This is a genomic window from Spirosoma utsteinense, assembly GCF_014282275.1.
Taxonomy (GTDB): Bacteria; Bacteroidota; Bacteroidia; order Cytophagales; family Spirosomataceae; genus Spirosoma; species Spirosoma utsteinense.
The window spans coordinates 53,280-77,254 of the sequence record NZ_VFIA01000008.1 but is presented as its reverse complement, the minus strand read 5'-3'; the positions used below and the strand labels follow the sequence as shown (position 1 = coordinate 77,254).

The following is a 23,975-nucleotide window of genomic DNA, read 5'->3' as shown; positions in this document are numbered from 1 at the left end:
AGGTTCTTGAGCCAGGTGTGATGTCGGCTATCTGGCACATCTTATTTCATTCATACGTGTATGGCTTTCGCAGAGGAAGATAGTATTCGGCTGGTAGTAGCCTTGCTCATGGGTGGGCTTATCGGGGCCGAGCGCGAATACAATGGGAAAGCTGCCGGTTTTCGTACCATGATCATGATCTGCGTTGGATCGGCCCTGTTCACGATCGTATCGGGTCGGATTGGCGGGGCCGGCGACCGGATAGCGGCCAATATTGTCAACGGTATCGGCTTCCTGGGGGCGGGTATCATTTTCCGGGAAGAGAACCGCATAAAAGGCCTGACAACAGCCGCTACCGTTTGGGCCGTGTCGGCGCTGGGTATGAGTCTGGGGGGAGGTCTTTACGACCTGGCCCTCATCGGTTTTGGTATAATTATGGGGGCGTTACTGTTATTGACAGGCTTGTCGAAGCGGATTGGTAGGGCCAACCAGACCCGTGATTACAGGATTGTAACGGCGTTTCGGCACAAGACACTCTACCAGTATGAAAATTTTTTTACCGAATGCGGCCTGTCGCCAACGCGTAACCGGCAGCAGCGTATCGGAACCGACATAATTGGTCAGTGGCGCGTACAAGGTTCGGAGAAGAGTCACGAAAAGTGCATTAAACGCTTGCTCAATGACCCCGAAGTGAAAGAATTTACGTTCTGACTGAACGGTTTGACGCTGCAAAGAGTCATTCTGAGAGAATGCAACAAGGCCGGGCCTGCCTGCGTACTATTGAACGGGCCGATTTCGTTACTAATCGTGCTGAATGGCACTTTCGTATCTATCATGAATTACATACACAAAATAGTCGTAATCGCGGCTCTGCTCAGCAGCACCGTAGCCTTCGGTCAACTTACCGAAGACCCCGATGATCGCCGGGGACAGGGTCAGGACCCACTGCGTACACAAACTCCCGAAGGCCGGCCCCTGCCCTTTGGTCAGCGCCTGCGCTTTGGGGGTGGTATCAACGGGTTTCGGTTTGGTAATCCGTTTAGTCTGGGGGCGTCGCCGGTCGTGGCGTATCAGGCTACCGAGCGGTTGCTGGTCGGAATTGGCGGAAGTTATACATATACCCGCTACAAGCAGCCCTATTATGTGCCAACAACTTACAACCAGTATGGTGCGCGGGCATTCGTCATGTATGAGTTTATTCCGTCGCTGATATCGAACCTGTATCTACACGGAGAAATTGAAAACAGCACCATTCAGGAGAAAGTAGATGGTCTGGGCAATGTGCAGGCATCCTTGACCGCCCCCTTGATCGGTCTAACCTACATGCAGCCCATTTCACGCCGGTTTGGTGTAAACCTGACAGCGTTGTATAATCTCAATTACAGCGATAATGCGCTGGCACGGACTATCTACGGTAGCCCCTTTGTATTGCGGCTGTCATTCTTCTGATCGGTTTTTATTGCTGCCGGAATATTTGTTCCGGATAGGTTTCTTATCGAAAAAAGGCGACTCCCGCTACAGGAGTCGCCTTTTTGACGGAGTTATAACCCTGCCAGTGGGCTGTAAGCCCCTGGTAGTGGTTATAACTTTCATTCGTTCCTATCAGGGTAATTTCGCCCAGATCAGATCGGCGATGCGTCTCATCCCGGCATCATTCGGGTGAGCGCCAACAGAAGCATCCTTGTATTCCCGAAAGGCAAAATACTGATCCTGACCGACCATGGTGCCCAGATCGGCCAGTGTAATACCTTTTTCAAGGCATACCCGGCGGATAACGGCATCGGCCTGCGGCCGTTTCCACACGCTGGTAGTGCAGACGATCTTAACGGGTTGGCCGAGGTAGGTGGTGAACCGATCCAGCAGGAGCCGAAACTGTGACTCGAAGCTGCGCGGACTCTGTACTTCTCCCTCGTCAATATTTTCGCCCATCCGGATAATGATCAGATCGGGCCTGAACTGTTGCAGGGGTTCATTGAACTCATCGATGCTGTATTCCGACCGGCTGAACTGACGCTCAAAATTTCCTGCCGACACCAGCCGAACCGCTACCTTGGGATATTGTGCGGCTAAATTGGCTGTCAGCAGGTGCACAAAATCTTTATCGGGTGCCGAAGCCGCCATACCATTGGAAAGGAACCAGCCTTTCTCCGGCAATGGCGCGTGGTCCATAATGCTGTTGCCTATGACCATCATGCGTTGGTAGTAGGGCTTAAAGGCGGCTTGCGACGGGCCTGAGGTCAGTTCATTGATTCGGGTACGGCTCAAAATAGGCCCTGTACTCAAAACCGGCACCTGATCGCCCGGTATCCAGGTTTTTCCATTATCATACGAATACTCGATCACTGCCCCAACGGGAAGGCTCGACACCGATAGCTTGATCGGGCTGCCGAAGGCGACGGTACCTTCCTGTAGGGCGAACGTTGGAACAGGCAAGCCTTGTGGCGTAGGGGCGGGTATGGTTCTGGACGCACGCTTGACCGTCGCAGGTACGCAACCCGGCGTATCGCAGCCAGGGTCGGCGGCTTCCCGGCCCGCCGTAGTTTTGTCGACGGGCTCGATCTGAACACAGGCAACGGGCCATAAACAAAGCGCCAGCAGGCACATCGCTCCATACTGAATTCCGGTCCGGGCAAATGGGTAGCGCTGACGGGCCCGCTTTTCCAGAAAAGGGAGAAGCACAAGCACGAGTACAGCCGCAAACACATACGTGTTTCCGGGGGAGACGGCGGGTAAGCGGGAAGCAAGAGCAGAAACCCGTAGCCAGTCAGTATCGATGTTGAACAAAAAATCAAATGCTGAATTCATACATACCGGCCCACGATCTCTAATGGGTTTGTTGACTGAAAAAAGTACTTTTGCGCTAAATACCCGACAAAAATAACATGCTATTCAGTTCGGCAATCTTTTTATTCCTGTACCTGCCGTTATTCCTTTTCGTCTATTATTTATTGCCAAAGAACTGGCATAACGCCTTTCTGTTTGCGGCCAGCCTGTTATTTTATGCCTGGGGCGAGGGTCCGGTGGTACTGGTACTACTGGGGTCGGCCCTGATTAACTACGTGGCGGGGCAGCTTATTGAGCGGGGCCGTCGCCGGGCAGGCCTCTGGCTTTCGCTCGTTGGCAGTCTGTCGCTGCTGTTCTATTACAAATATGCAAACTTTCTGTTCGACTCGGTTCGCGGGTTTGCCGAAGCGTTTGCCCTGCCCGCGTCCGACAACCTGACACTGTCTCAGATCGCCTTACCGATCGGCATCAGTTTCTATACCTTTCAGGGAATTTCGTACACGCTCGATATCTACTGGGGCCGCATTAAGGCCAACCGCAGTTTTCTGGACTACGGTACCTATGTGGCCATGTTTCCCCACCAGATAGCCGGGCCCATCGTGCGCTACGCCGATATCGCGCCCGAACTGGCCGACCGGACAACGACCTTCGAGAAGTTCGGGTTGGGAGCCGAGCGGTTTATTATCGGCCTTGCCAAGAAAATATTGCTGGCTAACACCTTTGCCGAACTGGCCGATACGGTATTTAACGCCCCCCCGGATAGCTATCCAATGGCTACAGCCTGGCTGGGTATTGTCGCGTATACGCTCCAGATCTACTTCGATTTTTCCGGTTATTCCGATATGGCTATTGGCCTGGGAAAAATGGTCGGGTTCGACTTCAAAGAAAATTTCAATTACCCGTATATCGCCCGCTCGATCCAGGACTTCTGGCGTCGCTGGCATATCTCGCTGTCGAGCTGGTTTCGCGATTACGTTTATATCCCGCTGGGCGGCAACCGGGGCGGCAACGTGCGCACCTACCGTAACCTGCTGATCGTTTTTCTGGTAACGGGCCTGTGGCACGGAGCCAGCTGGAGTTTCATCGTCTGGGGTCTTTACCACGGTATTTTTCTGCTCATCGAACGCGCCGGACTGGGCAAATGGCTGGAGCGTATCTGGGCACCGGTAGCCCATGTGTACACGCTACTGGTGGTCATGGCGGGCTGGGTATTTTTTCGGGCCGAGACCCTGACCGAAGGGCTGGCTTACCTGCGTAAACTGATTGGCCTCGCTCCGCCACTGGGCGAAAATGTGGCCTTTCCTCCGGTAATCCTGCTGAATACCGAGGTCGTCGCGGCACTACTTCTGGGAGTGGTCCTGTCGATGCCCGTCTATCACTGGTTCCAGCGCGGCTGGGATCGGGTCCAGTCGCGGCTGACCTCCGGCTTCCTGAAAACGACGCTCGATTCGCTGTATGCTATTGGCCTGTTTGGGTTATTCATCATGGCGGTCATGTACCTGGCCGCCGACACCTACAACCCGTTCATTTACTTTCGATTCTAATACCAACGCTCATGCCGTCACCGAACGATGCTCAAGGTCAACCGACTGCTGCTACCCGGCCTCGTGCTGATCAGGGCTTTTTGTCGAAGCGAATCCGTTTTTTCTGCACCGGCGCGGGGTTTATCGCCTTGCTGCTGCTGCCTATGCTCGATCAGTGGCTTGGGCTATCGGCGGGGTTCAAAAGTACCGAAAAGCGCATTCTGGCTCCTTTCCCAACGTTCGAATTTCCACACGTACGCACCTTCATCAACCGGTTTGGCGTGTATTACAAGGAGAATTTTGGCTGGCGAAATGCGCTGTTCTACCAGTATAGCCACTGGAAGTTTGGCGTGCTGGGGGTGTCGCCCCTGCCCGAAAAAGTGGTCCTTGGTAAAAATGGGTGGTTTTTCCCCGGCAACAGTCACAACATGGTTGTCAATCAGTACCGCGGCCTACAACCCATATCGACTGTTACGCTCGACTCCATTACCCGGCGGTTAACCTACTACCAGCAGGAACTGGCCAAACAAGGCACCCAGCTATATGTGCTCGTTGCCCCCGACTCGTACACGATCTACCCTGAAAACGTACCTGACTATCTGAAAACGCGTAAGACGGCATCGAACTTCGACCGGCTGAAGCAACACCTGGCTCAGCACTCAAGCATTCCCTTTATCGACGTTCGGGATAAGCTGCGGGCGGCCAAATCCATCAACGTAACGTATTGCCAGACCGATACCCACTGGAATGACTTCGGCTCCCTGATTGCGTCGATGGGCGTAGCAGAACGGGTTCGGCAGGATTTCCCCCAGATGCCCATGCCTCAGCTGGCGGGCTACAGCATTCGGCCCAAGGCCGGTTCTCCTGGCGACCTGGTATTTCTGCTCGCCCTGAACCGGGAGATCCAGGACTCTGTCAATTACCAGATCGAGCCACCGGCTAACCTGCGTATCAAAAAGCTGGAAAGCACGCCCAATCCGGAGACAAGTCTTCCAACCGAACGATTCGTAACGGCCAACACAAACCTGCCCAAGCTGTTTCTGCTCGGCGATTCGTTCAGCTATACCATGAACCAGTTTGTGCCGAGTTATTTCCGCGAAATGTATGTGGTACGCAGCCCCCGGCTCGATCTCAGGCAGGTGAAGACGGAGCGGCCCGACGTACTCGTGATTGAGATCGTAGAGCGGAATATCGATATGCTGACGGCCCTTTAGCCGGGGCTATACTCAATACGTGATGCTTTGTCTGGTGCTGCCCGCACGCTGATTCCCCAGAATTAGGTCGGCCGCTTTCTCGGCAATCATGTATACCGGTGCGTTGGTGTTGCCCGAGATGATGGTGGGCATTATGGACGCATCGACCACGCGCAGCCCCTCCAGCCCCCGAACCCGTAAGTCACTGTCGACAACGGCCATCTCGTCATCGGCAGTGCCCATTTTGCAGGTGCCGACGGGGTGGTAGACCGTTTCGAGCTGTTGTAGAATATGCTGCCAGATGCCATCGTCGGAGGTACTGTCGGGGGGCGTCTGAATTCGGTTGCGGTAAGGCCCGAACGCATCGGCCCGCATAACCTCGATCGCCTGTCGTATGCCGCTGATAAGTACCCGCCGATCGTCTTCGTGCTCCATGTAATTGGGCTGAATGACGGGCGCGTCGAGTGGGTTCGCCGAGCGAAGCCCAACATATCCCACGCTTTTCGGCTTCAGCAAGGTGGGGAGGATAATGTAGCCGTCAGATGTTGGCCAGGTGCCCAGATCATACATATCCGCTTTGTAATCGTCACCCATGTGAACCGGTGCGAAATGAAACTGCATGTCGACCCGGTCTCTGGTCGGATCTGTTTTCAGGAACGCTACCGCTTCGAGCGGGCTAATGGTCATAGGCCCTTTCTTCGACAACAGGTACTGTCCAAGGGCTTTCAGCTGGTTCAGGGGCTTCAGGTGGAAATTAGACGAAATACCTCGTTGTGAACACAGCGTGCTAACGCCCGAAAACAGGTGGTCCTGCAAATTCTGCCCTACACCCGCTAACATCTTCTTTACCGCAACCCCCGCCGACCGAAGTTCATCGGCTGGTCCAATGCCTGATAGCATCAGCAGCTGGGGCGACTGAAACGCACCCGCCGATATAATCACTTCCCTTCTGGCCGTGGCAACCTGCGTCTGGTTTTTGCCCGTTACGAATTCAATCCCTGTAGCCCGGTCGTTTTTAAGGATGATCTGCTTAGTCATCGCCCGGGTAATAACCGTCAGATTCGCGCGCTTCAGTGCAGGTTTCAGAAAAGCAGTGGCTGCACTATGTCGTTTCCCGTCCTTGATGGTAAACTGAAAGAACCCTGTCCCTTCCTGTTCTGCGCCATTATAGTCGTGGTTAGCCCGAATGCCGGTTTGCTGACATGACTCAACGAATGCATCGGCCAGCGGAGTGCGAAAGCGTGTGGCGAACGTAACATTCAGCGGTCCGTTCTGGCCGTGGTAGCGGGCGTCGAGTTGATGGATCTGTTCGTTGTGTTCCGAACGGATAAAGTAAGGGAGCACATCCTCATAGCTCCAGCCGACATTGCCGAGCGCGGCCCAGTCGTCGTAGTCGTGCTGATTGCCGCGCACATAGGCCATAGCGTTCGTTGAACTACAGCCGCCCAGTGTCTTGCCGCGTGGCTGATACATCCGACGACCATTGAGCGCCATTTGCGGTTCTGTCCAGAAACCCCAGTCTACGGCCGTGCCATTCAGCTTGGAATAAGCAGCCGGGATATGCAGTTCCATCTTTGTATCCGGCCCGCCTGCCTCTACCAACAAAACCGACACGGTGGCATCGGCTGAAAGTCGGTTGGCCAATACACAACCCGCTGATCCGGCACCCACAATAATGTAATCGAATGTCATGACAGAGCGATTTAATTAATGTTGTGAAGATACAAATTATTCAACGAATAATGCCGGACGCTTTTGGGTCGTTTTAAAGGCAGTCAATCCGTGCCGGAGTGCGCAGACTAAATTTTTAAACAAAACTGCCCGCCGGGCCTTCTATCTGAATCACAGTGGATTGGGTCAGCAGAATAAACGCATGAACTTGATCAATGCCGTTCACTTTCTACAGTCAACGGCATTGATCACCTTTATCAGGTCGTACCGGATAAGTCATAGAAAACAGCTTTGTCTGATCGTACTGCTAACCCAATTCTGTGCATACAGGCTGCTCATAAGTCGACAGTAGTAGAGTATGGATAAAGTACGTGTACTGGTAAATGGATTGAGGTTTCCTGAAGGACCCACCGTTGACAAAACGGGTTGTGTATGGTGCGTAGAGCAGGAAGGCGAGGGGTTATTCTGCCGCGATCGGGATGGCAGTACTATGCGGGTGCATACGGGTGGCCGACCAGGCGGAACAGTCATTCACGACGATTACCTGTGGTTTTCCGATTCGGGTCAGCACGCAATCCGGCGGATGAATATAGAAACCAAAGCGATTGACACCGTATTCGACACCCTCTATGGTCAACCGCTCAACGGGCCAAACGAGCTACTCTTCGATAAGCAGGGTAATCTGATCTTCACCTGTCCCGGCCCGTCGGAAAGAGAGGACACTGGTTATATGGGTGTCTATAGCGCTAATGGCATGGCCGAAATAATTGCCGATGGTCTGTCGTATCCGAAGGGGCTTGCCTTTTTCCCAACTGACCAGACCCTGTTACTAGCCGAAACACACAGGCAACGAATCTGGCAAGGGTTTTGGGATGGCAGCGGGTTGAGTTGGGAAACTATTCGGGTTTGGTCGGAACTAGGTGAGAACACCAAAAATCTGCCTTTCCCTAGCCCCAACGGTATGGCAGTCGGGCCCGACAAAAACCTGTATGTCACTTTGTTCGGGGCCGGTCTCGTTCGTGTTTTATCGCCCGATGGCGCAGTGGTCCGCGATATCGCGTTACCCGGCAAGAATCCAACCAACTGCACCTTCGACCTGTCGGGTGAGTTGGGCCTGATCGTTACCGAGAGCGAACGGGGTGAATTATTGAGTATCACTTCGTCCTGATAAGGCCGTGAGTGAGCGCCCGTCTATCGCTATTTCAGGTCAGCCAGTACAGTAACGCCCCCTTTGGTGCGATCACCGATTTTAACCAGCACGTCGGAATCCAGGGGCAGGAAAATATCCACGCGTGACCCAAATTTGATAAACCCCATTTCGTCACCCTGCTCAACGGGCTGACCTTCTTTTACGTACCAGATAATACGTCGGGCTACGGCTCCGGCAATCTGACGCATGAGAACCTGTACTCCGCTAGCCGACTCAATGACGACGGTCGTCCGTTCGTTCTCCGTGCTTGACTTGGGATGCCACGCTACCAGATACTTCCCCGGATAGTATTTGAAGTAACGCACGATGCCTGACACTGGATTGCGGTTGACGTGAACGTTGAGGGGCGACATGAAGATAGAAATCTGCCGTCGGCGGGCCTTGAAATATTCGCCTTCTTCGGTTTCCTCGATAACAACGATAGTACCATCAGCGGGCGCAATCACCTGATTTTCACCGGTTGTAAGGAGTCGATTGGGAATACGAAAGAACTGGACGACCAATACAAACAAGATAACACTGGCTACGGCCAGCAGGGCAATGGCGGTAGTGTTGTCGGAGAATAAATAAATATCGGCGAGCAGGTTTACTGTTAACAGAACCAGCCCGGTGGTGAGCATTATAGTATTGCCTTCGCGGTGTAAGCGCATAATAGAAATGTATGATGTGTACTGAATGATGAATTTTTTAATGCATCAAGTATGAGCAAAATTATACATCATACGGTACACATCATACACTCAGGGGTAAATCAGTAGCCTCCACGGAATTTGTAGGTACTGGCAACTTTATCGATAGCCACGATATAAGCCGCTAAACGCATAGGAACCTGGTACTTCTGAGAGGTCTCAAATACCCGGTCAAAAGCGTCTTTCATTACGCGGTCGGCCCGGCGGTTAATTCGGTCCAGTGTCCATTTATAGCCGATCCTGTTTTGCACCCACTCAAAGTAAGAGACCGTTACCCCGCCAGCATTAGCCAGGATATCGGGCACCACCAGAATACCTTTGCTGTTGATGATCTCATCGGCCGAAGCAGACGTTGGCCCATTCGCGCCTTCGACGATCATCTTAGCCTGAATAGAACCAGCATTGTCGTCGGTAATAACATCTTCTTTAGCAGCAGGTACCAGCACGTCTACGGCTAGCGACAGCAGCTCTTCGTTCGTGATCTTTTCGGCTCCGCTGAAGCCATCGAGCGTACCCTTGTTGGCATTACGGTACGTAACGGCCGCCGTGATATCGATACCGGATGCATTGTAGTAGCCACCCGAGATATCACTCACGGCCACCACTGTAACACCCCGCTCATGGAGCAGCTCGGCCGCAAACGACCCGACGTTTCCGAAGCCCTGAATAGCGGCTGTGGTCCGGTAGGGGTTCATACGCATTTTGTCCATAGCGGCCAGGGCGGCCACCGTAACGCCCCGCCCCGTAGCTTCGGTACGGCCAAGCGAGCCGCCCAACACCAATGGTTTGCCCGTTACGACGTTGTTGACGGTCATACCTTTCGCTTTGGAGTACTCATCCACGATCCAGGCCATTTCGCGGGGGCCAGTGCCCATATCGGGTGCCGGAATATCGCGGTCAGGGCCAAATACGTCGAGCATGGCTACCGTATACTGGCGAATAAGCCGCTCGATCTCACCCGCCGACATTTCGCGGGGGTTACAGGCGATACCGCCCTTGGCACCACCGTAGGGAATGTCGACAACGGCGCATTTCCAGGTCATCCAGGCTGCCAGCGCGCGTACTTCGTCGAGGTGAACTCCCGGATCGAGCCGGATGCCGCCTTTAGATGGGCCCAAAATGTTGGAGTGAATAACGCGGTACCCTTCAAAAACCCGAATACTTCCATTGTCCATCGTAACAGGCAAACCAACAATTACTTGCCGGGCCGGTACTTTCAGGATATCGTACATTTCGTCTGAAATGCCCAGCATGCGGGCTGCCGCGTCGAAACGTGACATCATTGACTCAAGCGGGTTCTCTTTATCTTTTATTGGGGCTGGTTCGATATATGCCATAGCCATAACTTTCGTAGATAAACTAAAAATAGCGATGAAGTGTGTTACAAACTTAATAAAACAATGATGATAACCTCAAAGGTCTATTTTTTCTAAGATTAGTATAAATACGCCGTTCCATACAATCGTTTCTATTCCAGTACAAGCGCAAAATTCCTGATCAGGCGATGGCTTCGATACCGAATTTTAATTGGTCAATTGTATTATTTGTAATTAAATAAAAAAACATAGCGTATTAAGTTACTGAAGGATACATTGAAAATCACTCTAAAATGATTTAATTTTGCAGCTGTATTGAGCCTATCACCTGCTATAGATAACCGTCATGGTTCAGGAAGAAAAAAAACGTTATTCAGAAGACGACCTTCGGGAGTTCGCGGAATTGATTAGTCAGAAGCTCGAAGCTACCCGCAGCGAGTTGAACTACATCAAAGAAACGCTCAGCAAACGCAACGACAGCGGTACTGACAATACATCGGGGAACTCAAAAGCCCTTGAAGATGGTGCCGATACCAGCGAGCGCGAAAACCTGAGCCAATTGGCTGCCCGTTTGCAAAAGTTTACCCAGCAGCTCGATGCCGCTATGGTACGCATCAAGAACGGTACCTACGGGATTTGCAAAGATACCGGGAAGCTGATCCCAAAAGAACGACTTCGGGCTGTTCCACACACGCAGCAAACGATTGAGGCCAAACTTCGGCAATCGAACTAAGCTGGGTTTATTTCCCGTTTATCCACTCTGTCGTTGATTTACTAACGGACAGCGTACCTTTCTGAGACTCATTTTATCGACTATTCCTAAATCACGAAGCTCCGGTAGTTTAACTACCGGAGCTTCTTTTTTATACCTATGCCGGTTAGCTATGGCCTTTTGGGTCCTGACATACCCCATAACCGTTCTCTAACCGGGCGTTTTTTCTACAAAGCTGTGCCCAAATGGCAACCAGAGAGTAAGGATAAAGAACAACTGCCAGAATTACTCAAAACTATATAGCTTAGGTTTACCCATAAGTATGAGCGATTGGACTCAACGTAGGGGTATTAGGCCCGCGTGCCTACTGTGTAGGGGAATAGACGACGTTTTTTGAACAAAATGGACGCTTTTTTGTAGATACGGCAGAGCAGTGAAACTAAATGCTCACGATTATGCTAGAACGTTTGGAGGAAATTCGGGAAAATATATTCCGCTATCTCGAAGCACGGATCGAGCTTTTTACGCTCGAAACACGTGGTAAATTAGAAGAAGGTGTGGTGGTTGGTATTCATGGTATCGTACTGGCTTTGCTGGGAACCATGACGACTATCTTCATTTTTAGCCTGCTGGCCGCTTACTTGAATGAAGTAACAGAGAGCCGGTACCTCGGTTTCTTGATTGTGGCTGGTTTCTTTCTGCTGCTGACGATCATCTGGATTGCAGCAAAAGATTTCTTTAAATCAAAAATTCGTGTTGCTGCTTACAGTGCACTGAAGAAGAGCCAGGAAAAGAAAGTAGAAGATAAGTCCGACGCTGTTCAGGAACTGATGGCACAAACCAGAGCATCGATGAATAATCCGGGCGACTACCCGCAGCAAAACCCTGCCTCGCCCAGAAGTCGCTGATAAACAATGCAGTACCCTCAAACTTTTTTTATTCGACATTTACGTAGAGACCATTCGTATGGAAGATCCTAAAGTACCTTTTGCTGATACCACCGCCCGACGGGCTCAATTGATGGCTGCCACCGAGCGCTTCAAATCATCGATCACAGATAGCGTAGATTCAATGAAAGGCGATGCCAGCGAAATTGGTAAGACCGCTGCATTTGTAGCGGGTGCCGCTTTAGCTGTATATTTGGTTGCCAATGCTATTCTGCCCAAGTCCGATGAATACCGGTATGCCGAAAAATACGGTGAGCCGGACGATGACGATTTCGACAGTCAGTATGACGAGGATGACGAGGATGCACCTGCGCAACCATCGACCCATCGGGCTGTTAAAAAACAGGCAAAAGAAACGCAAAAATCGGCCGCTGCCAGTGGACTGATTGGCGGTTTGGTAACGTCCATTCTGACCAATATCGCCCGCCAACAGCTAACCGGATTTTTGAGCCGTATCCGTCAGAATAATGCCATCAACCCAGCCGCCGATCCAACAAAATACCACGAAAAGGCCCCAACACGGTCTGTTGACTACACTACGGAGTCGTAAAGAAACTGGTCAAAAATCGCTTGCCGTCTTGCTCGATCCTGATAAGGTCGGGCAAGACGCGCTTATAACCCTGCTGGCTCGAACGGTTGAATACCCCGTCGACTTTTTCCTGGTAGGTGGTAGTTTAGTTACCCAGTATGTTCACCAGGAAGTTATTGCCACCATTCGTCGGCACACGACAACGCCCATCGTGCTCTTCCCCGGTAATCCGCTCCATATTGAGCCATCGGCCGATGCAGTACTGTTCCTCTCCTTGATTTCCGGGCGAAATGCTGAGTTTCTTATTGGCCAGCATGTCATAGCTGCTCCGCTCCTTAAAAGCAGTGGGCTGGAAATTCTGCCTACTGGCTATATGCTGGTCGATAGCGGCACACAAACCACAGTTTCCTACATTAGCGGTACCATGCCGCTGCCTCACGACAAGCCCGATGTGGCAGCCTGTACGGCTATGGCTGGCGAAATGCTTGGTCTACAACTCATGTACCTGGATGCTGGTAGTGGCGCCCGTCGGCCGGTATCGCCTGCCATGATTACTTCAGTTCGTAACGTGGTAGACACACCGCTGGTCGTTGGCGGAGGCATAGACACGGGTGAAAAAGCGTATGAAGCCCTCAAGGCGGGTGCCGATATGATAGTCGTTGGCAATGGTATCGAGCGCGATCCTGATCTGTTGCCACAACTGTCGACTGTTATACATGAATTCAACCGATCCGTAATTCAGGCATAATCTATGAAACGTACTCCGAAGGTGGTGTTATGGCTCCTAAGCCTGACCACTACGCTCCTCCTTGGCCAGCCAAAGGCCACCGCTCAGGCACGAACAGAACCAATTTTTACCGTAGTAGAACAGGAACCGGAATTCCCCGGTGGAAAAGCCGCGTTGAGTCAATATCTGGCTAACAATATTCGGTTTCCCAGCGCGCTGATGCGGAAGAATTATAATACGGGGCCGGTAGCGGCCAAGTTTATCATCGACAAGGCAGGAACGGTACGCGACGTTCGGGTTACGACGAAACCGATCAAAAAGGACATGCAGAAAGGGATGCAGGAATTTATGAAGACCATCATCGCGGCAATTGAGAAAATGCCTCCCTGGCGTCCCGGACAGGTCAACGGGCAATCTGTTTCGGTTTTTTATACGCTACCGATCGAAGTAAATATGCAGTAACGATAGTCTGTAAGTCCATAAGTCGAAGAGTCGGTAAGTGGCTGGCGCGAGCAAAACTCACGCGCCAGCCACTTACCGACTCTTCGACTTATGGACTTACAGACTATTGTTACACATTCATCAGTGACTCCCGACGGCGCATTTTGCCGGCTGGAATACCAAACATCATCTTGAACCGACGGCAGAAGTAGGCCGTATCCTTATACCCAACTTCGGCACCAATGGCCCGGATGCTTTTCTTGCTGGTTCGTAACAACCCAACGGCTGCCTCCATACGTTGGTATTCAATGTAGTCCTGCGGGTTGATACCGGTCAGCATTTTGAAGTACTGACCTACATAATCCTCCGACACATTTGCTACGTTCGCCAGTACCTTGTTCGACAGATCGCCACCCAGGTTTTCCTTGATATAAGCGAAAATATCGATCAGGCGGGGGTCCTTGAAGTACGTACTGTTGGTAACTAACTGCTCAACAAACAGCCGGTTTTTCAGAATATACCGAACGACTTCAATGACGATCTCTTCGGTTTTAATTTTTATGATACGTCCCTTCCCGGCCAGATCGGTCATGTCTTCGGCCAGAATCTGATCGATGGTATTGGCCAGATGGTCTTCCCGCTTGATAATAAACGGCGGAACATCGAGCGAGTTGAAGAAGTTGACCGAATCGAACACCTTGGCTTCGAACGACACATATCCGAATGAGTTCGGCATATGGCTAATCAGCTTTGGGTCATGGTTACCCTCCCAGTAGGTTTCCCGATGAGTCATAAACTCTTCGTTCGACACACCCTTGGCGTTCGATGGGTCGCCATAGGTAACCGTCACATGTTTGCCACCTGGAATGAACAGCATGTCGCCAACATCGACCTTTATTTTTTCGTCGCCAATCGATACCTCGCCGTTATATAAAATAAGCAAGGTGTTCTCAACATCGTAAAAGTTTTTGATCGTAATCGGCTGTAAAATCCGAATGTTACGAGCCTTGATGAACTTGACGCCCAGCGATTCGATGATTTTATTGTAGTCTTCCATAACTGAAAGGGGATGTCTGAAAAATGGATCTGCGCCTAAAGTTGCACAAAACTAATAATTTGTACAAAACTAATACAAGTATAAAAGTTTCCTTTTACAAAAAAAAGAGTGCGTATCCGTTAGGAACACGCACTCTACCCTCAGAAAAATTCTATTTATCGAAGAATATACTTATCGAATGAGTTCACGGGCGATCACTAATTTTTGTATTTCCGACGTACCTTCATAAATCTGGGTGATTTTGGCGTCGCGCATCATACGCTCAACGTGAAACTCTTTTACGTAGCCGTAGCCACCATGAACCTGTACAGCTTCGGTTGTTGCCCACATCGCCACATCCGACGCAAAGAGCTTAGCCATGGCCGCTGCCTGCACATAATCCTTGTGTTCGTCTTTGAGACGCGCTGCTTTGTAGACAAGCAAACGAGCGGCTTCAATTTTGGTGGCCATTTCGGCCAGTTTGAATTGAATGGCTTGGTGATCAAACAATTGCTTGCCAAATGCTTTGCGCTCCTGGCTGTATTTAAGCGCTAATTCATAAGCACCCGCTGCGATACCCAACGCCTGAGCCGCAATACCGATCCGTCCTCCGTTGAGGGTCGACATTGCGAATTTAAAGCCGAAGCCGTCTTCGCCAATGCGGTTGGCCTTGGGTACCTGTACGTCGGTAAACAGCAATGAGTGCGTATCCGACGAGCGAATCCCCATTTTATCTTCTTTCTTCCCGACCACGAAGCCCGGTAAACCTTTCTCGATAATAAGGCAGTTGATGCCCCGATGTTTCTTTTCCCGATCGGTTTGGGCAATCACTAAGCAGATACCTGATGAATTACCGTTAGTGATCCAGTTCTTTGTGCCGTTCACTAAATAATAATCGCCCTTATCGTCGGCGGTAGTGGCCTGCGAGGTCGCATCAGACCCTGCTTCGGGCTCCGACAGACAGAAAGCGCCAATGGTTTGACCAGATGCCAGGCGAGTCAGATACGTTTGTTTTTGCTCTTCGGTACCGAATGCTTCGAGCCCATAGCAGACAAGCGAATTGTTGACCGACATAATGACTGAAGCTGAGGCATCGACCTTCGATATCTCTTCCATAGCCAGCACGTAGGAAACGGTATCCATGCCGCCACCGCCATAGTCAGGTGAGACCATCATGCCCAGAAAACCCAATTCGCCCATTCGCTTCACCTGCTCAGCCGGAAAGCGGGCTTCATTGTCGCGCTCAACAATGCCGGGCATCAACTCATTCTGCGCAAAGTCACGAGCAGCTTCCTGAACCGCAAGGTGTTCTTCCGATAAGTTGAAATTCAATCCCTGTAACTCCAGCGTTGCCGTTGCCATCCGATTGTATAGTTAAGTTTGTTGATACTAGTGTAAAGGTAAGGAAAAATAGGACTAATAGTATGCATGCATACCGTTAGTCTAGGCCGTTTTGACAGGGTTTCAGCATAAAGACAGGCCTCTGGCCCTATAAAACGCCTGCCTCACCGTATAAACCTGGTAAATAACCCTACTCATACAGCAAGGTAATCAATTCGGCCACACAGGCAGGCTTAGTGGCACCTTCTACCTCAAATACACACTCGACAATAGCACGAACCGAACTGGCTGACTGCTCATTCGCATCGTCAGGGGTATTGGGAGCCGTTCGGCCGTCTGGTTCGGCATGATGAAGCCAGGCTTTCATGCGCAGTCGGCTTCCCACCGGTACGGCGTTCGTGAAGCGGATCTTGTTGGCACCGTAATTAACGCCCAGTTTGACCGATTCTACCTGGTATATTTCAGCCAGGAGTTTCGGAGCCAGCGAGAGTGTCAGGAAACCGTGTGCGATGGCTGTCTTGTACGGCGACTCACGGGTGGCCCGTTCTGGATCGGTGTGGATCCACTGGCTGTCGCCGGTAGCCTGCGCAAATAGATCGACCATTTCCTGGGTGATGGTCATGTACTCGGTTTCGCCAAGCGACTGCCCGGCATGAGCCGAAAAGTCGGCCAGATTAGCGAAGGTTTGCATGAATACTGTGGTTTTGTGCAATTTTGCGGCCATGACCGAAGCCGATGACCTTTTATTTTTTGATTACGAAGGGAACCGGCTGGCTTATCGGACAATCGGACATGGCCCGGTTACTCTGCTGGCATTTCATGGTTTCGGACAGAACGGCCACATTTTCAGCCCGGTCGATGAAATGATCGGTCATCAATTTACGATTCTGGCGATCGATCTTTTTTTTCACGGTAGTAGTCGCTATGCCAGTGGTCACCTAGTAACTAAAAGTGATTGGCAAAGGTTAATCAACGCTTTTCTTGCTATAAAGCGCATCGGTCGGTTTTCGGTTACGGGGTTCAGTCTGGGTGGCCGGTTTGCGCTGGTTACCGCCGAAGCATTTGCCGACCGGATCGATCAAGTGCTGCTGATTGCACCCGATGGCATCACGCGCAGCAAATGGTATGAACTGGCAACGGCAACACGTATCGGTCGAGGGGTGTTTCAGTACGGTTTACATCATTTATCGACGCTTGAGCAGGCGGGCCATTTCCTTGTTCGTATCGGCCTGCTCAACCGGACCGTCATGCGCTTTGCTGAACTATCACTCAGCACCCCGGCACAACGGGCACTGGTATACGAGGTATGGACGCAGTTTCGGCTCATGAAACCGGATATACATCAGGTAGCCGCTTTGCTGAACCAGCACTCGGTACGGACTCGGTTTTTTATGGGTGCCTTCGACCGGATTATACCCGGTGCTTTTATTTTACCGCTTACCAATCGGTTGAAACACTATGAACTGACTGTTTTGAATACGGGTCATAATCATCTGATCGGGCTGACGGCAGAGAGGTTAAGCCGTTGATCGATGTAATTCGGGTGCAGTAACCCGGTCAATCCTGTTTTTTAAGGGCCCGCCGGAGAACCTGCCAAAGACCGGCGATGGAGACCAGAATGAGCGCGACCACAATTACCTGCCCCCATATACTCTGGTTGGGATTGTCGAGCAGTGTTCTGATCTCACGGGCTTCCCGACCCGACCAGATAGCCAGTAACGTTCGGGGGGTCATACCTAAAAAGCCACCAAGCAGAATATTTCTGAGCTTGGCACCCGACAGCGCAAACATCAGATTGGTTAACCCGAAAGGCAGGATAGGGGAGAGCTTGGCAAAAAAAATGACCTCCAGCTCCTTGTCCAGGATGCGATCCAGCACCGCCTGCGCCTTGGGGTTTTTTCGCAGGAACCGCATAAACCGTTCGTGATCGATCCAGCGGACAATGAGATTGATGAAAAGAATCCCGCCAAAGTTGACGACCAGTATAGGCAGCATGGCGTTCCAGCCCAGAAAATAGCCAAAAATAAGGGCCAGGATCGTGGGTGGTGTCAGGCCGGCCGATGTGATGGAGAACAAGACGGTAAGGGCTGCCCATTGCCAGCCCGTCAGGCTCCGGATAAAATCCTCATGAATGACCGCATAGTACGTCAACACCGACGTGAACACGATCGGCAGGACCGACAGGACAACGCCCGCAAGTGCCGGACCGGTGATTTTCTGGAGAAGGGGGTGTTTCACTACCTACGTAACGGGTAAATGGGCGTTGTGTTCGGTAACAATTGCAGGCATGACAGTTACGGCGAGACGACAATTCTTACCTTCGTATATGAAATTCGGAACCAAAGCCATACATGCCGGTATCGAACCGGACCCCACAACGGGCGCTATCATGACGCCTATCTATCAAACGTCGACCTACGTGCAGGAATCGCCGGGTAAGCATAAGGGCTATGAATATGCCCGGACGCAGAATCCTACGCGGACGGTACTGCAAAATAACCTGGCTGCCCTTGAGAACGGTAAACACGGCATTTGCTACTCATCGGGTCTAGGCGCAACGGACGCTATCCTGAAACTGTTCCGTCCCGGTGATGAAATCATTGCCAGTAATGATCTCTACGGAGGTACCTACCGGATTATGGTGCGTGTCTTTCAGGAGTTTGGCCTGACCTTTACATTCGTCAATTTATCGGACCCGGCCCAGCTGGAAGCGGCCATTACGCCAGCGACTAAAATGGTCTGGATTGAAACACCCACCAATCCACTGCTGCGGCTGGTAGATATCTCGGCCATTTCGGCGATCACCCGGCCGCGTGGTATTCAGCTTGTGGTAGACAATACGTTTGCGTCGCCCTACCTGCAAAATCCGCTCGATCTTGGCGCTGACATGGTGCTGCATTCGGTTACGAAGTACCTCGGTGGGCATTCCGATACGGTTATGGGTGCCATTATTCTGAATGATGATGAAACCGCCCAGCGTCTGGCCTTTATCCAGAACGCCTGTGGCGCTGTACCAGGCCCTCAGGACTGTTTTCTGGTGCTGCGTGGCATCAAGACCTTACATGTGCGGATGGAGCGGCACTGCGAGAATGCGCTGAACGTAGCGCAGTTCCTGCAGCAGCATCCAAAGGTGAGCCAGGTACATTATCCGGGTCTGGCGTCGCATCCCGGTCATGAACTGGCGAAACGGCAGATGCGCGGTTTTGGGGGTATGCTTTCGTTTGAACTGAAAGGCGATCCGATGCCGGAAGCAGTTCGGGTGATGGAAAGCTTCGAGGTATTTTCACTGGCTGAGTCGCTGGGGGGCGTCGAGTCGTTGTGCACGCATCCGGCCAGCATGACCCACGCCAGTATCCCAAAAGAAGAACGCGAAAAAAATGGTCTCAAAGACACCCTTATCCGGCTCAGCGTCGGGATCGAGGATGTCGAAGATCTGATCGAGGATCTCAAACAGGCAATTGGTTGAGGGTATCGGGAAGGGTTAGTACATAGGGATGCGCAGCGTAAGAAGAGGCACACAGAGAATTATTAACTCCTCTGTGTATCTCCTTTTACGCTGCGCATCTCTGTATACTAATTATCTGATTAACAACTGCTTACAAGGTGGCCAGATCGATCACAAACCGGTAGTGAACGTCGCCCTTGACCATGCGGTCATAAGCCGTATTAATATCGGCCATTGGAATCACTTCAACGTCGGACATGATGTTGTGCTCGGCGCAGTAGTCCAGCATCTCCTGGGTTTCCTTGATGCCGCCGATGAGCGACCCCGCCAGCCGACGCCGTTTTGCAATCAGGTTGAAGGCATGGACCTGGGGCGCTTCGGGTGGAACACCCAGCAACACCATCGTTCCATCCAGGCGCAGTAGTGCCAGATATGCGTTCAGGTCCAGCGGTGCCGAAACGGTATTGATGATGAAGTCGAAGTAGTTCTGGATATCGTTCATCGCTTCCGGATCTTTGGTTACCACAAATTTGTGGGCTCCTAATTCCTTAGCATCGGCTTCTTTCTTAGGCGATGTGCTCAACACCGTCACTTCGGCACCCATAGAGGCTGCTAACTTAACCGCCATGTGGCCCAGGCCCCCCAGTCCAACAACAGCGACCTTGTGGCCCTGCCCAATGTTCCACTGCCGTAACGGTGAATAGGTAGTGATCCCAGCGCAAAGTAATGGAGCAACGCGGGCCAGATCCAGCTTCTCCGAAATGTGAAGCACAAAATTATCGGTGACGACAACATTTTTGGAATAGCCGCCGTAGGTAGGCGTCTTCCGATCCATCTCCGTGCTGTTATAGGTGCCTGCATTGCCCAGGTCGCAGTACTGTTCCTGATCTTCTACGCAGCTGGAGCATTTCTGGCAGGAGTCGACCATACAGCCAACGCCCGCGAGGTCGCCCGCTTTGAAGCTGGTTACCTGGTCGCCAACCTGGGTCACGCGGCCAACAATTTCGTGGCCGGGAACCATTGGAAACATGGAACCGCCCCACTCGTCGCGTACCTGGTGAACATCGGAGTGGCAAACGCCACAATATAAAATGTCAATAGCTACGTCGTGGGGACCGACTTCGCGCCGTTCAAAATCGAACGGAACCAGATCCGCACCAACTTCTTTAGCCGCGTATCCTTTTACTGGAGTCATAATTTATTTTCTTTTTGTGTAAGGTGTGCTGATTGGGCAGAACACTCTATTTACTACAAGGTAGTGGAGCGTATTGTTTGCCAGCCTTTAAACGAGCAGGGGCCAGTAACAGCATGACATGGAATCGTGCTGCTACTGGCCCCTGAAAATATCTTACATTATGCCATCTTCCTGTATTTGATCCGGGTAGGTATAGCGTCGGTACCCAGGCGCTTGCGCCGGTTTTCTTCGTATTCGGAGAAGTTACCTTCAAACCAGTATACCTGTGAGTCGCCTTCAAAAGCCAGAATGTGGGTAGCAATACGGTCCAGGAACCAGCGATCGTGGCTGATGACGACAGCACAACCCGCAAAGTTCTCCAGCCCCTCTTCCAATGCCCGCAGTGTGTTCACGTCGAGGTCGTTGGTTGGCTCATCGAGCAGCAGCAGGTTCGCGCCTTCTTTGAGCGTCATGGCCAGGTGAACCCGGTTGCGCTCCCCGCCCGAGAGGGTTCCGACTTTCTTTTCCTGATCGGCACCGGCGAAATTGAACCGGCTAACGTAGGCTCGGGCGTTGGCTTGTTTACCCCCCAGCATGATCCAGTCGTTGCCACCAGCAATGGTTTCGTAGACGGTTTTGTTCGGGTCCAGTCCATCATGTTCCTGATCTACGTAGGCCACTTTCACGGTTTCGCCCACGTCGAAGGTGCCGGAGTCGGGTTTGTCGCGGCCGGTGATGAGTTTGAACAACGTCGTTTTACCGGCACCGTTCGGGCCAATGATACCCACGATGCCGCCCTGAGGAAGCCGGAAACCCAGGTGCTCGAACAGCAGCCGGTCGCCAAAAGCCTTGGCCACGTCGTCGGCCTCGATCACTTTGGCCCCCAGTCGCGGGCCAGAGGGAATGAATATTTCCAGTCGCTCGTCTTTCTGGCGTGTATCTTCATCCAGCAGTTTTTCGTAGGCACCCAAACGGGCTTTGGACTTGGCCTGCCGGGCTTTGGGGGCCATCCGGACCCATTCCAGCTCGCGCTGGAGGGTTTTCTGGCGCTTCGATTCGGTCTTTTCTTCTTTGGCCAGGCGCGTGTGTTTCTGTTCCAGCCACGACGAGTAATTGCCTTTCCAGGGAATGCCCTCGCCCCGGTCAAGCTCCAGAATCCAGCCTGCTACGTTGTCCAGGAAGTAACGATCGTGGGTTACGGCAATGACTGTTCCTACATACTGACGCAGGTGTTCTTCGAGCCACAGGACCGATTCGGCGTCGAGGTGGTTGGTTGGTTCGTCGAGCAGGAGCACGTCGGGTTGCTGCAGCAGCAGACGACACAGGGCCACCCGCCGTTTTTCGCCCCCGGAGAGATTATCGATCAGGGTTTCGGGCGGTGGGCAGCGCAGGGCATCCATGGCCCGTTCGAGTTTCTGGTCGAGTTCCCACCCGTTGAAGTGGTCGATTTTTTCCTGTACCTCACCCTGGCGGGCAATCAGTTTATCGAAGTCAGCATCGGGATCGCCGAACGCTTCATTGATTTCTTCAAATTCTTTCAGCAGGTTTACCACTTCCTGAGCCCCCTCTTCAACGATCTCCCGAACACTACGGCCCAGTGTAAACTGCGGCTCCTGTTCGAGCATGCCAACGGAATAGCCGGGTGAGAAAACCACTTCCCCCGTATAGTTCTTGTCGATACCGGCGATGATGCGCATGAGTGTCGATTTGCCGGAACCGTTCAGACCCAAAACGCCAATTTTAGCGCCGTAAAAGAAGGAAAGGTATATGTTCTTTAGGATTTGTCGGTTAGGCGGAATATTTTTACTCACGCCGGCCATGGAGAAAATTATGGTTTCCTGACTCATTAAAATCTGATAGATTTGTGGTTGGCAATAAACCCAAAATTAACCCACAGCGCAGCCTTAACCAAGAACAGTAATGGAAAACGCTTCACTGGTAGATGAATACGGTTACGTCAAAGACGGAAAGGTATTTTTGAAAGGCTACCTGAATTTTGAAGACCGCCAGATTGGCGAGGTCAAACGCACTGAGCAGGAAGCGCTCGATTATTTCAAGAACCGCTTCATCATCGCCGAAAACAAAGTAGCCCAGTTAGAAAAAGACATCGAAGAAGCCCAAAACAAAGGGTCTTATTTGACAAAATTAGTTCAGCTTCGCAAGAAGTTGCTTGGCTTCGACGCCCTCGGCGATTTCCCGCCCCTGCTCGACCGTCTGGACGCCCAGGAGGACATCCTCTCCGGTTTGATTTCGGTTAACCAGCTTAAAAATCTTGAGATCAAACGCGCCCTCATCGGCGAAGCCGAAGCCATCATCGACAGCACCGAATGGCGCGAAACCGCCGATGCGCTTCAGGAGATCAAGATGAAATGGATCAAAACCGGTCCTGTCGATAAATCGGTCGAAGCGGAGATAGAAGGTCGGTTTCAGGAGTTGCTGGATGGGTTCTTTACCCGCCGGCGTGAGTTCTTCAACGAGCAGAACAAGGTTATTCAGGAACGACTGGATAAGTATGACGAACTGATCCGGCTGGCGTTTCGGGCCAACCGGCTTGGCGATCTGGATGCTGCTTTTCTGGAAGTCAGGCGGCTTAACAATGCCTGGAAACAGGTAGGCGAAGTGCCTATCAAGAAGAGCGGTAAACTGTATAAGTCATTCAAGAAAGCAACGACGGCTTTCTATGCGAAATACAACGATGTCAAAGGCATTGTTATCGTACCGAAGATCGACCCGCGTATCGAGCAGCAGATGAAAATGGCCGACGAAGCGGAAAAGCTGTCCAAACAGGACGATATCTTCGCGGCTGCCGAACGGGCCAAAGTGCTGCTCAATAGCTGGAAAGAGATTCGGGTACCGTTCAAGTTACAGGATAAAGCCGTCAACGAGCGCTTCCGGGCGGCCTGCGACAAGATCTTTGAACTTAGCTACCTGGGTCGCGTACTGACCCGCAAGTACCCGGCTTTTGAACTCAAAAGCCAGTCAGAGCAAATCCGTACCAAGATTCGGGAGATGGAATACCTCGTTAAACGCGAGAAAAGCGACCTGCAGTTTGCACTTCAGGATGCCGACGGACTCGACCCGAATAAAGACGAAGACAAGCAGATCCTGAACAAAATCAATACCCAGAAGCGGAAGATCGCGATGAAAGAAACGATCCTGCGCGAGTTCCAGAAACAACTGGAAACGGTGGGCTATTGAGTAAAAGCAGATACATAGTGACAACGTGCCCCGGTGATGAACCGGGGCACGTTTCGTTTT

23 protein-coding genes are annotated in these 23,975 nt (G+C 51.8%); 13 read left to right on the top strand and 10 right to left on the bottom strand.

Annotated elements, in window-relative coordinates:
• Positions 1-60 precede the first annotated feature (60 nt).
• Both FH603_RS08235 and FH603_RS08230 read left to right on the top strand, forming a co-directional pair.
• A complete protein-coding gene (locus tag FH603_RS08235) occupies positions 61-690 on the top strand; it encodes an MgtC/SapB family protein (RefSeq protein WP_186736991.1) in 630 nt (209 codons plus the stop codon).
• 123 nt (positions 691-813) lie between these two features.
• Positions 814-1,428 carry a hypothetical protein gene (locus FH603_RS08230; protein ID WP_186736990.1) on the top strand — a complete coding sequence of 205 codons (615 nt, stop codon included), beginning with the start codon at positions 814-816 and terminating at the stop codon, positions 1,426-1,428.
• Positions 1,429-1,581: 153 nt separating this feature from the next.
• Here the strand turns inward: FH603_RS08230 and FH603_RS08225 are convergent, their stop codons facing one another.
• The gene (locus FH603_RS08225) at positions 1,582-2,784 is read right to left on the bottom strand and encodes a GDSL-type esterase/lipase family protein (RefSeq protein ID WP_235985314.1); all 1,203 of its coding nucleotides are present in this window, start codon (positions 2,782-2,784) and stop codon (positions 1,582-1,584) included.
• Positions 2,785-2,861: 77 nt separating this feature from the next.
• Here FH603_RS08225 and FH603_RS08220 point away from each other — a divergent pair, with 77 nt between their 5' ends.
• Together FH603_RS08220 and FH603_RS08215 are read left to right on the top strand one after the other, a co-directional pair.
• On the top strand, positions 2,862-4,307 hold the full coding sequence (locus tag FH603_RS08220; protein WP_186736989.1) for an MBOAT family O-acyltransferase: 1,446 nt from the start codon (positions 2,862-2,864) through the stop codon (positions 4,305-4,307).
• Positions 4,308-4,318: 11 nt separating this feature from the next.
• The gene (locus tag FH603_RS08215; RefSeq protein WP_186736988.1) at positions 4,319-5,500 is read left to right on the top strand and encodes an alginate O-acetyltransferase AlgX-related protein; all 1,182 of its coding nucleotides are present in this window, start codon (positions 4,319-4,321) and stop codon (positions 5,498-5,500) included.
• Between the two features lie 12 nt (positions 5,501-5,512).
• On the opposite strand, the gene FH603_RS08210 is transcribed toward FH603_RS08215, so the two are convergent.
• On the bottom strand, positions 5,513-7,171 hold the full coding sequence (locus tag FH603_RS08210; RefSeq protein ID WP_186736987.1) for a GMC family oxidoreductase: 1,659 nt from the start codon (positions 7,169-7,171) through the stop codon (positions 5,513-5,515).
• Between the two features lie 337 nt (positions 7,172-7,508).
• On the opposite strand from FH603_RS08210, the gene FH603_RS08205 reads away from it, so the two are divergent.
• Entirely contained in the window at positions 7,509-8,318 is an 810-nt protein-coding gene (locus FH603_RS08205) for an SMP-30/gluconolactonase/LRE family protein (protein WP_186736986.1), read from the top strand.
• Between the two features lie 29 nt (positions 8,319-8,347).
• On the opposite strand, the gene FH603_RS08200 is transcribed toward FH603_RS08205, so the two are convergent.
• Together FH603_RS08200 and FH603_RS08195 are read right to left on the bottom strand one after the other, a co-directional pair.
• Entirely contained in the window at positions 8,348-9,010 is a 663-nt protein-coding gene (locus FH603_RS08200) for a phosphatidylserine decarboxylase family protein (RefSeq protein ID WP_186736985.1), read from the bottom strand.
• Positions 9,011-9,111: 101 nt separating this feature from the next.
• Positions 9,112-10,386, bottom strand: a complete 1,275-nt coding sequence (locus tag FH603_RS08195; RefSeq protein WP_186737087.1) for a Glu/Leu/Phe/Val family dehydrogenase — start codon at positions 10,384-10,386, stop codon at positions 9,112-9,114.
• Positions 10,387-10,711: 325 nt separating this feature from the next.
• Here FH603_RS08195 and FH603_RS08190 point away from each other — a divergent pair, with 325 nt between their 5' ends.
• From FH603_RS08190 to FH603_RS08170, 5 genes are all read left to right on the top strand, one after another.
• Positions 10,712-11,098 carry a TraR/DksA family transcriptional regulator gene (locus FH603_RS08190; protein WP_186736984.1) on the top strand — a complete coding sequence of 129 codons (387 nt, stop codon included), beginning with the start codon at positions 10,712-10,714 and terminating at the stop codon, positions 11,096-11,098.
• Between the two features lie 434 nt (positions 11,099-11,532).
• Entirely contained in the window at positions 11,533-11,985 is a 453-nt protein-coding gene (locus tag FH603_RS08185; RefSeq protein ID WP_186736983.1) for a phage holin family protein, read from the top strand.
• A 58-nt stretch (positions 11,986-12,043) separates the two neighbouring features.
• The gene (locus FH603_RS08180) at positions 12,044-12,574 is read left to right on the top strand and encodes a hypothetical protein (RefSeq protein WP_186736982.1); all 531 of its coding nucleotides are present in this window, start codon (positions 12,044-12,046) and stop codon (positions 12,572-12,574) included.
• Positions 12,575-12,602: 28 nt separating this feature from the next.
• Positions 12,603-13,301, top strand: a complete 699-nt coding sequence (locus FH603_RS08175; protein ID WP_394366366.1) for a phosphoglycerol geranylgeranyltransferase — start codon at positions 12,603-12,605, stop codon at positions 13,299-13,301.
• 3 nt (positions 13,302-13,304) lie between these two features.
• Positions 13,305-13,742 carry an energy transducer TonB gene (locus FH603_RS08170; RefSeq protein WP_186736980.1) on the top strand — a complete coding sequence of 146 codons (438 nt, stop codon included), beginning with the start codon at positions 13,305-13,307 and terminating at the stop codon, positions 13,740-13,742.
• 109 nt (positions 13,743-13,851) lie between these two features.
• Here FH603_RS08170 and FH603_RS08165 read toward each other — a convergent pair whose 3' ends face one another.
• From FH603_RS08165 to FH603_RS08155, 3 genes are all read right to left on the bottom strand, one after another.
• Entirely contained in the window at positions 13,852-14,778 is a 927-nt protein-coding gene (locus FH603_RS08165; RefSeq protein ID WP_186736979.1) for an AraC family transcriptional regulator, read from the bottom strand.
• A gap of 171 nt (positions 14,779-14,949) precedes the next feature.
• The gene (locus FH603_RS08160; protein WP_186737086.1) at positions 14,950-16,089 is read right to left on the bottom strand and encodes an acyl-CoA dehydrogenase; all 1,140 of its coding nucleotides are present in this window, start codon (positions 16,087-16,089) and stop codon (positions 14,950-14,952) included.
• A 199-nt stretch (positions 16,090-16,288) separates the two neighbouring features.
• Entirely contained in the window at positions 16,289-16,789 is a 501-nt protein-coding gene (locus FH603_RS08155; protein WP_186736978.1) for a MaoC family dehydratase, read from the bottom strand.
• Here FH603_RS08155 and FH603_RS08150 point away from each other — a divergent pair.
• A complete protein-coding gene (locus FH603_RS08150) occupies positions 16,788-17,627 on the top strand; it encodes an alpha/beta fold hydrolase (RefSeq protein ID WP_235985316.1) in 840 nt (279 codons plus the stop codon). The genes FH603_RS08155 and FH603_RS08150 overlap by 2 nt on opposite strands.
• A gap of 28 nt (positions 17,628-17,655) precedes the next feature.
• Here the strand turns inward: FH603_RS08150 and FH603_RS08145 are convergent, their stop codons facing one another.
• On the bottom strand, positions 17,656-18,336 hold the full coding sequence (locus FH603_RS08145; RefSeq protein WP_186736977.1) for a TVP38/TMEM64 family protein: 681 nt from the start codon (positions 18,334-18,336) through the stop codon (positions 17,656-17,658).
• An 88-nt stretch (positions 18,337-18,424) separates the two neighbouring features.
• Between FH603_RS08145 and FH603_RS08140 the strand changes: the two genes are divergently transcribed.
• Positions 18,425-19,564 (top strand): cystathionine gamma-synthase, encoded by a 1,140-nt coding sequence (locus FH603_RS08140; protein ID WP_186736976.1) that lies wholly within the window; start codon positions 18,425-18,427, stop codon positions 19,562-19,564.
• Between the two features lie 130 nt (positions 19,565-19,694).
• On the opposite strand, the gene FH603_RS08135 is transcribed toward FH603_RS08140, so the two are convergent.
• Both FH603_RS08135 and ettA read right to left on the bottom strand, forming a co-directional pair.
• The gene (locus FH603_RS08135; protein WP_186736975.1) at positions 19,695-20,738 is read right to left on the bottom strand and encodes an NAD(P)-dependent alcohol dehydrogenase; all 1,044 of its coding nucleotides are present in this window, start codon (positions 20,736-20,738) and stop codon (positions 19,695-19,697) included.
• A 158-nt stretch (positions 20,739-20,896) separates the two neighbouring features.
• Entirely contained in the window at positions 20,897-22,564 is a 1,668-nt protein-coding gene (ettA, locus tag FH603_RS08130) for an energy-dependent translational throttle protein EttA (protein ID WP_186736974.1), read from the bottom strand.
• Positions 22,565-22,637: 73 nt separating this feature from the next.
• On the opposite strand from ettA, the gene FH603_RS08125 reads away from it, so the two are divergent.
• A complete protein-coding gene (locus tag FH603_RS08125) occupies positions 22,638-23,915 on the top strand; it encodes a DUF349 domain-containing protein (RefSeq protein ID WP_186736973.1) in 1,278 nt (425 codons plus the stop codon).
• The last annotated feature ends 60 nt before the right edge of the window (positions 23,916-23,975 follow it).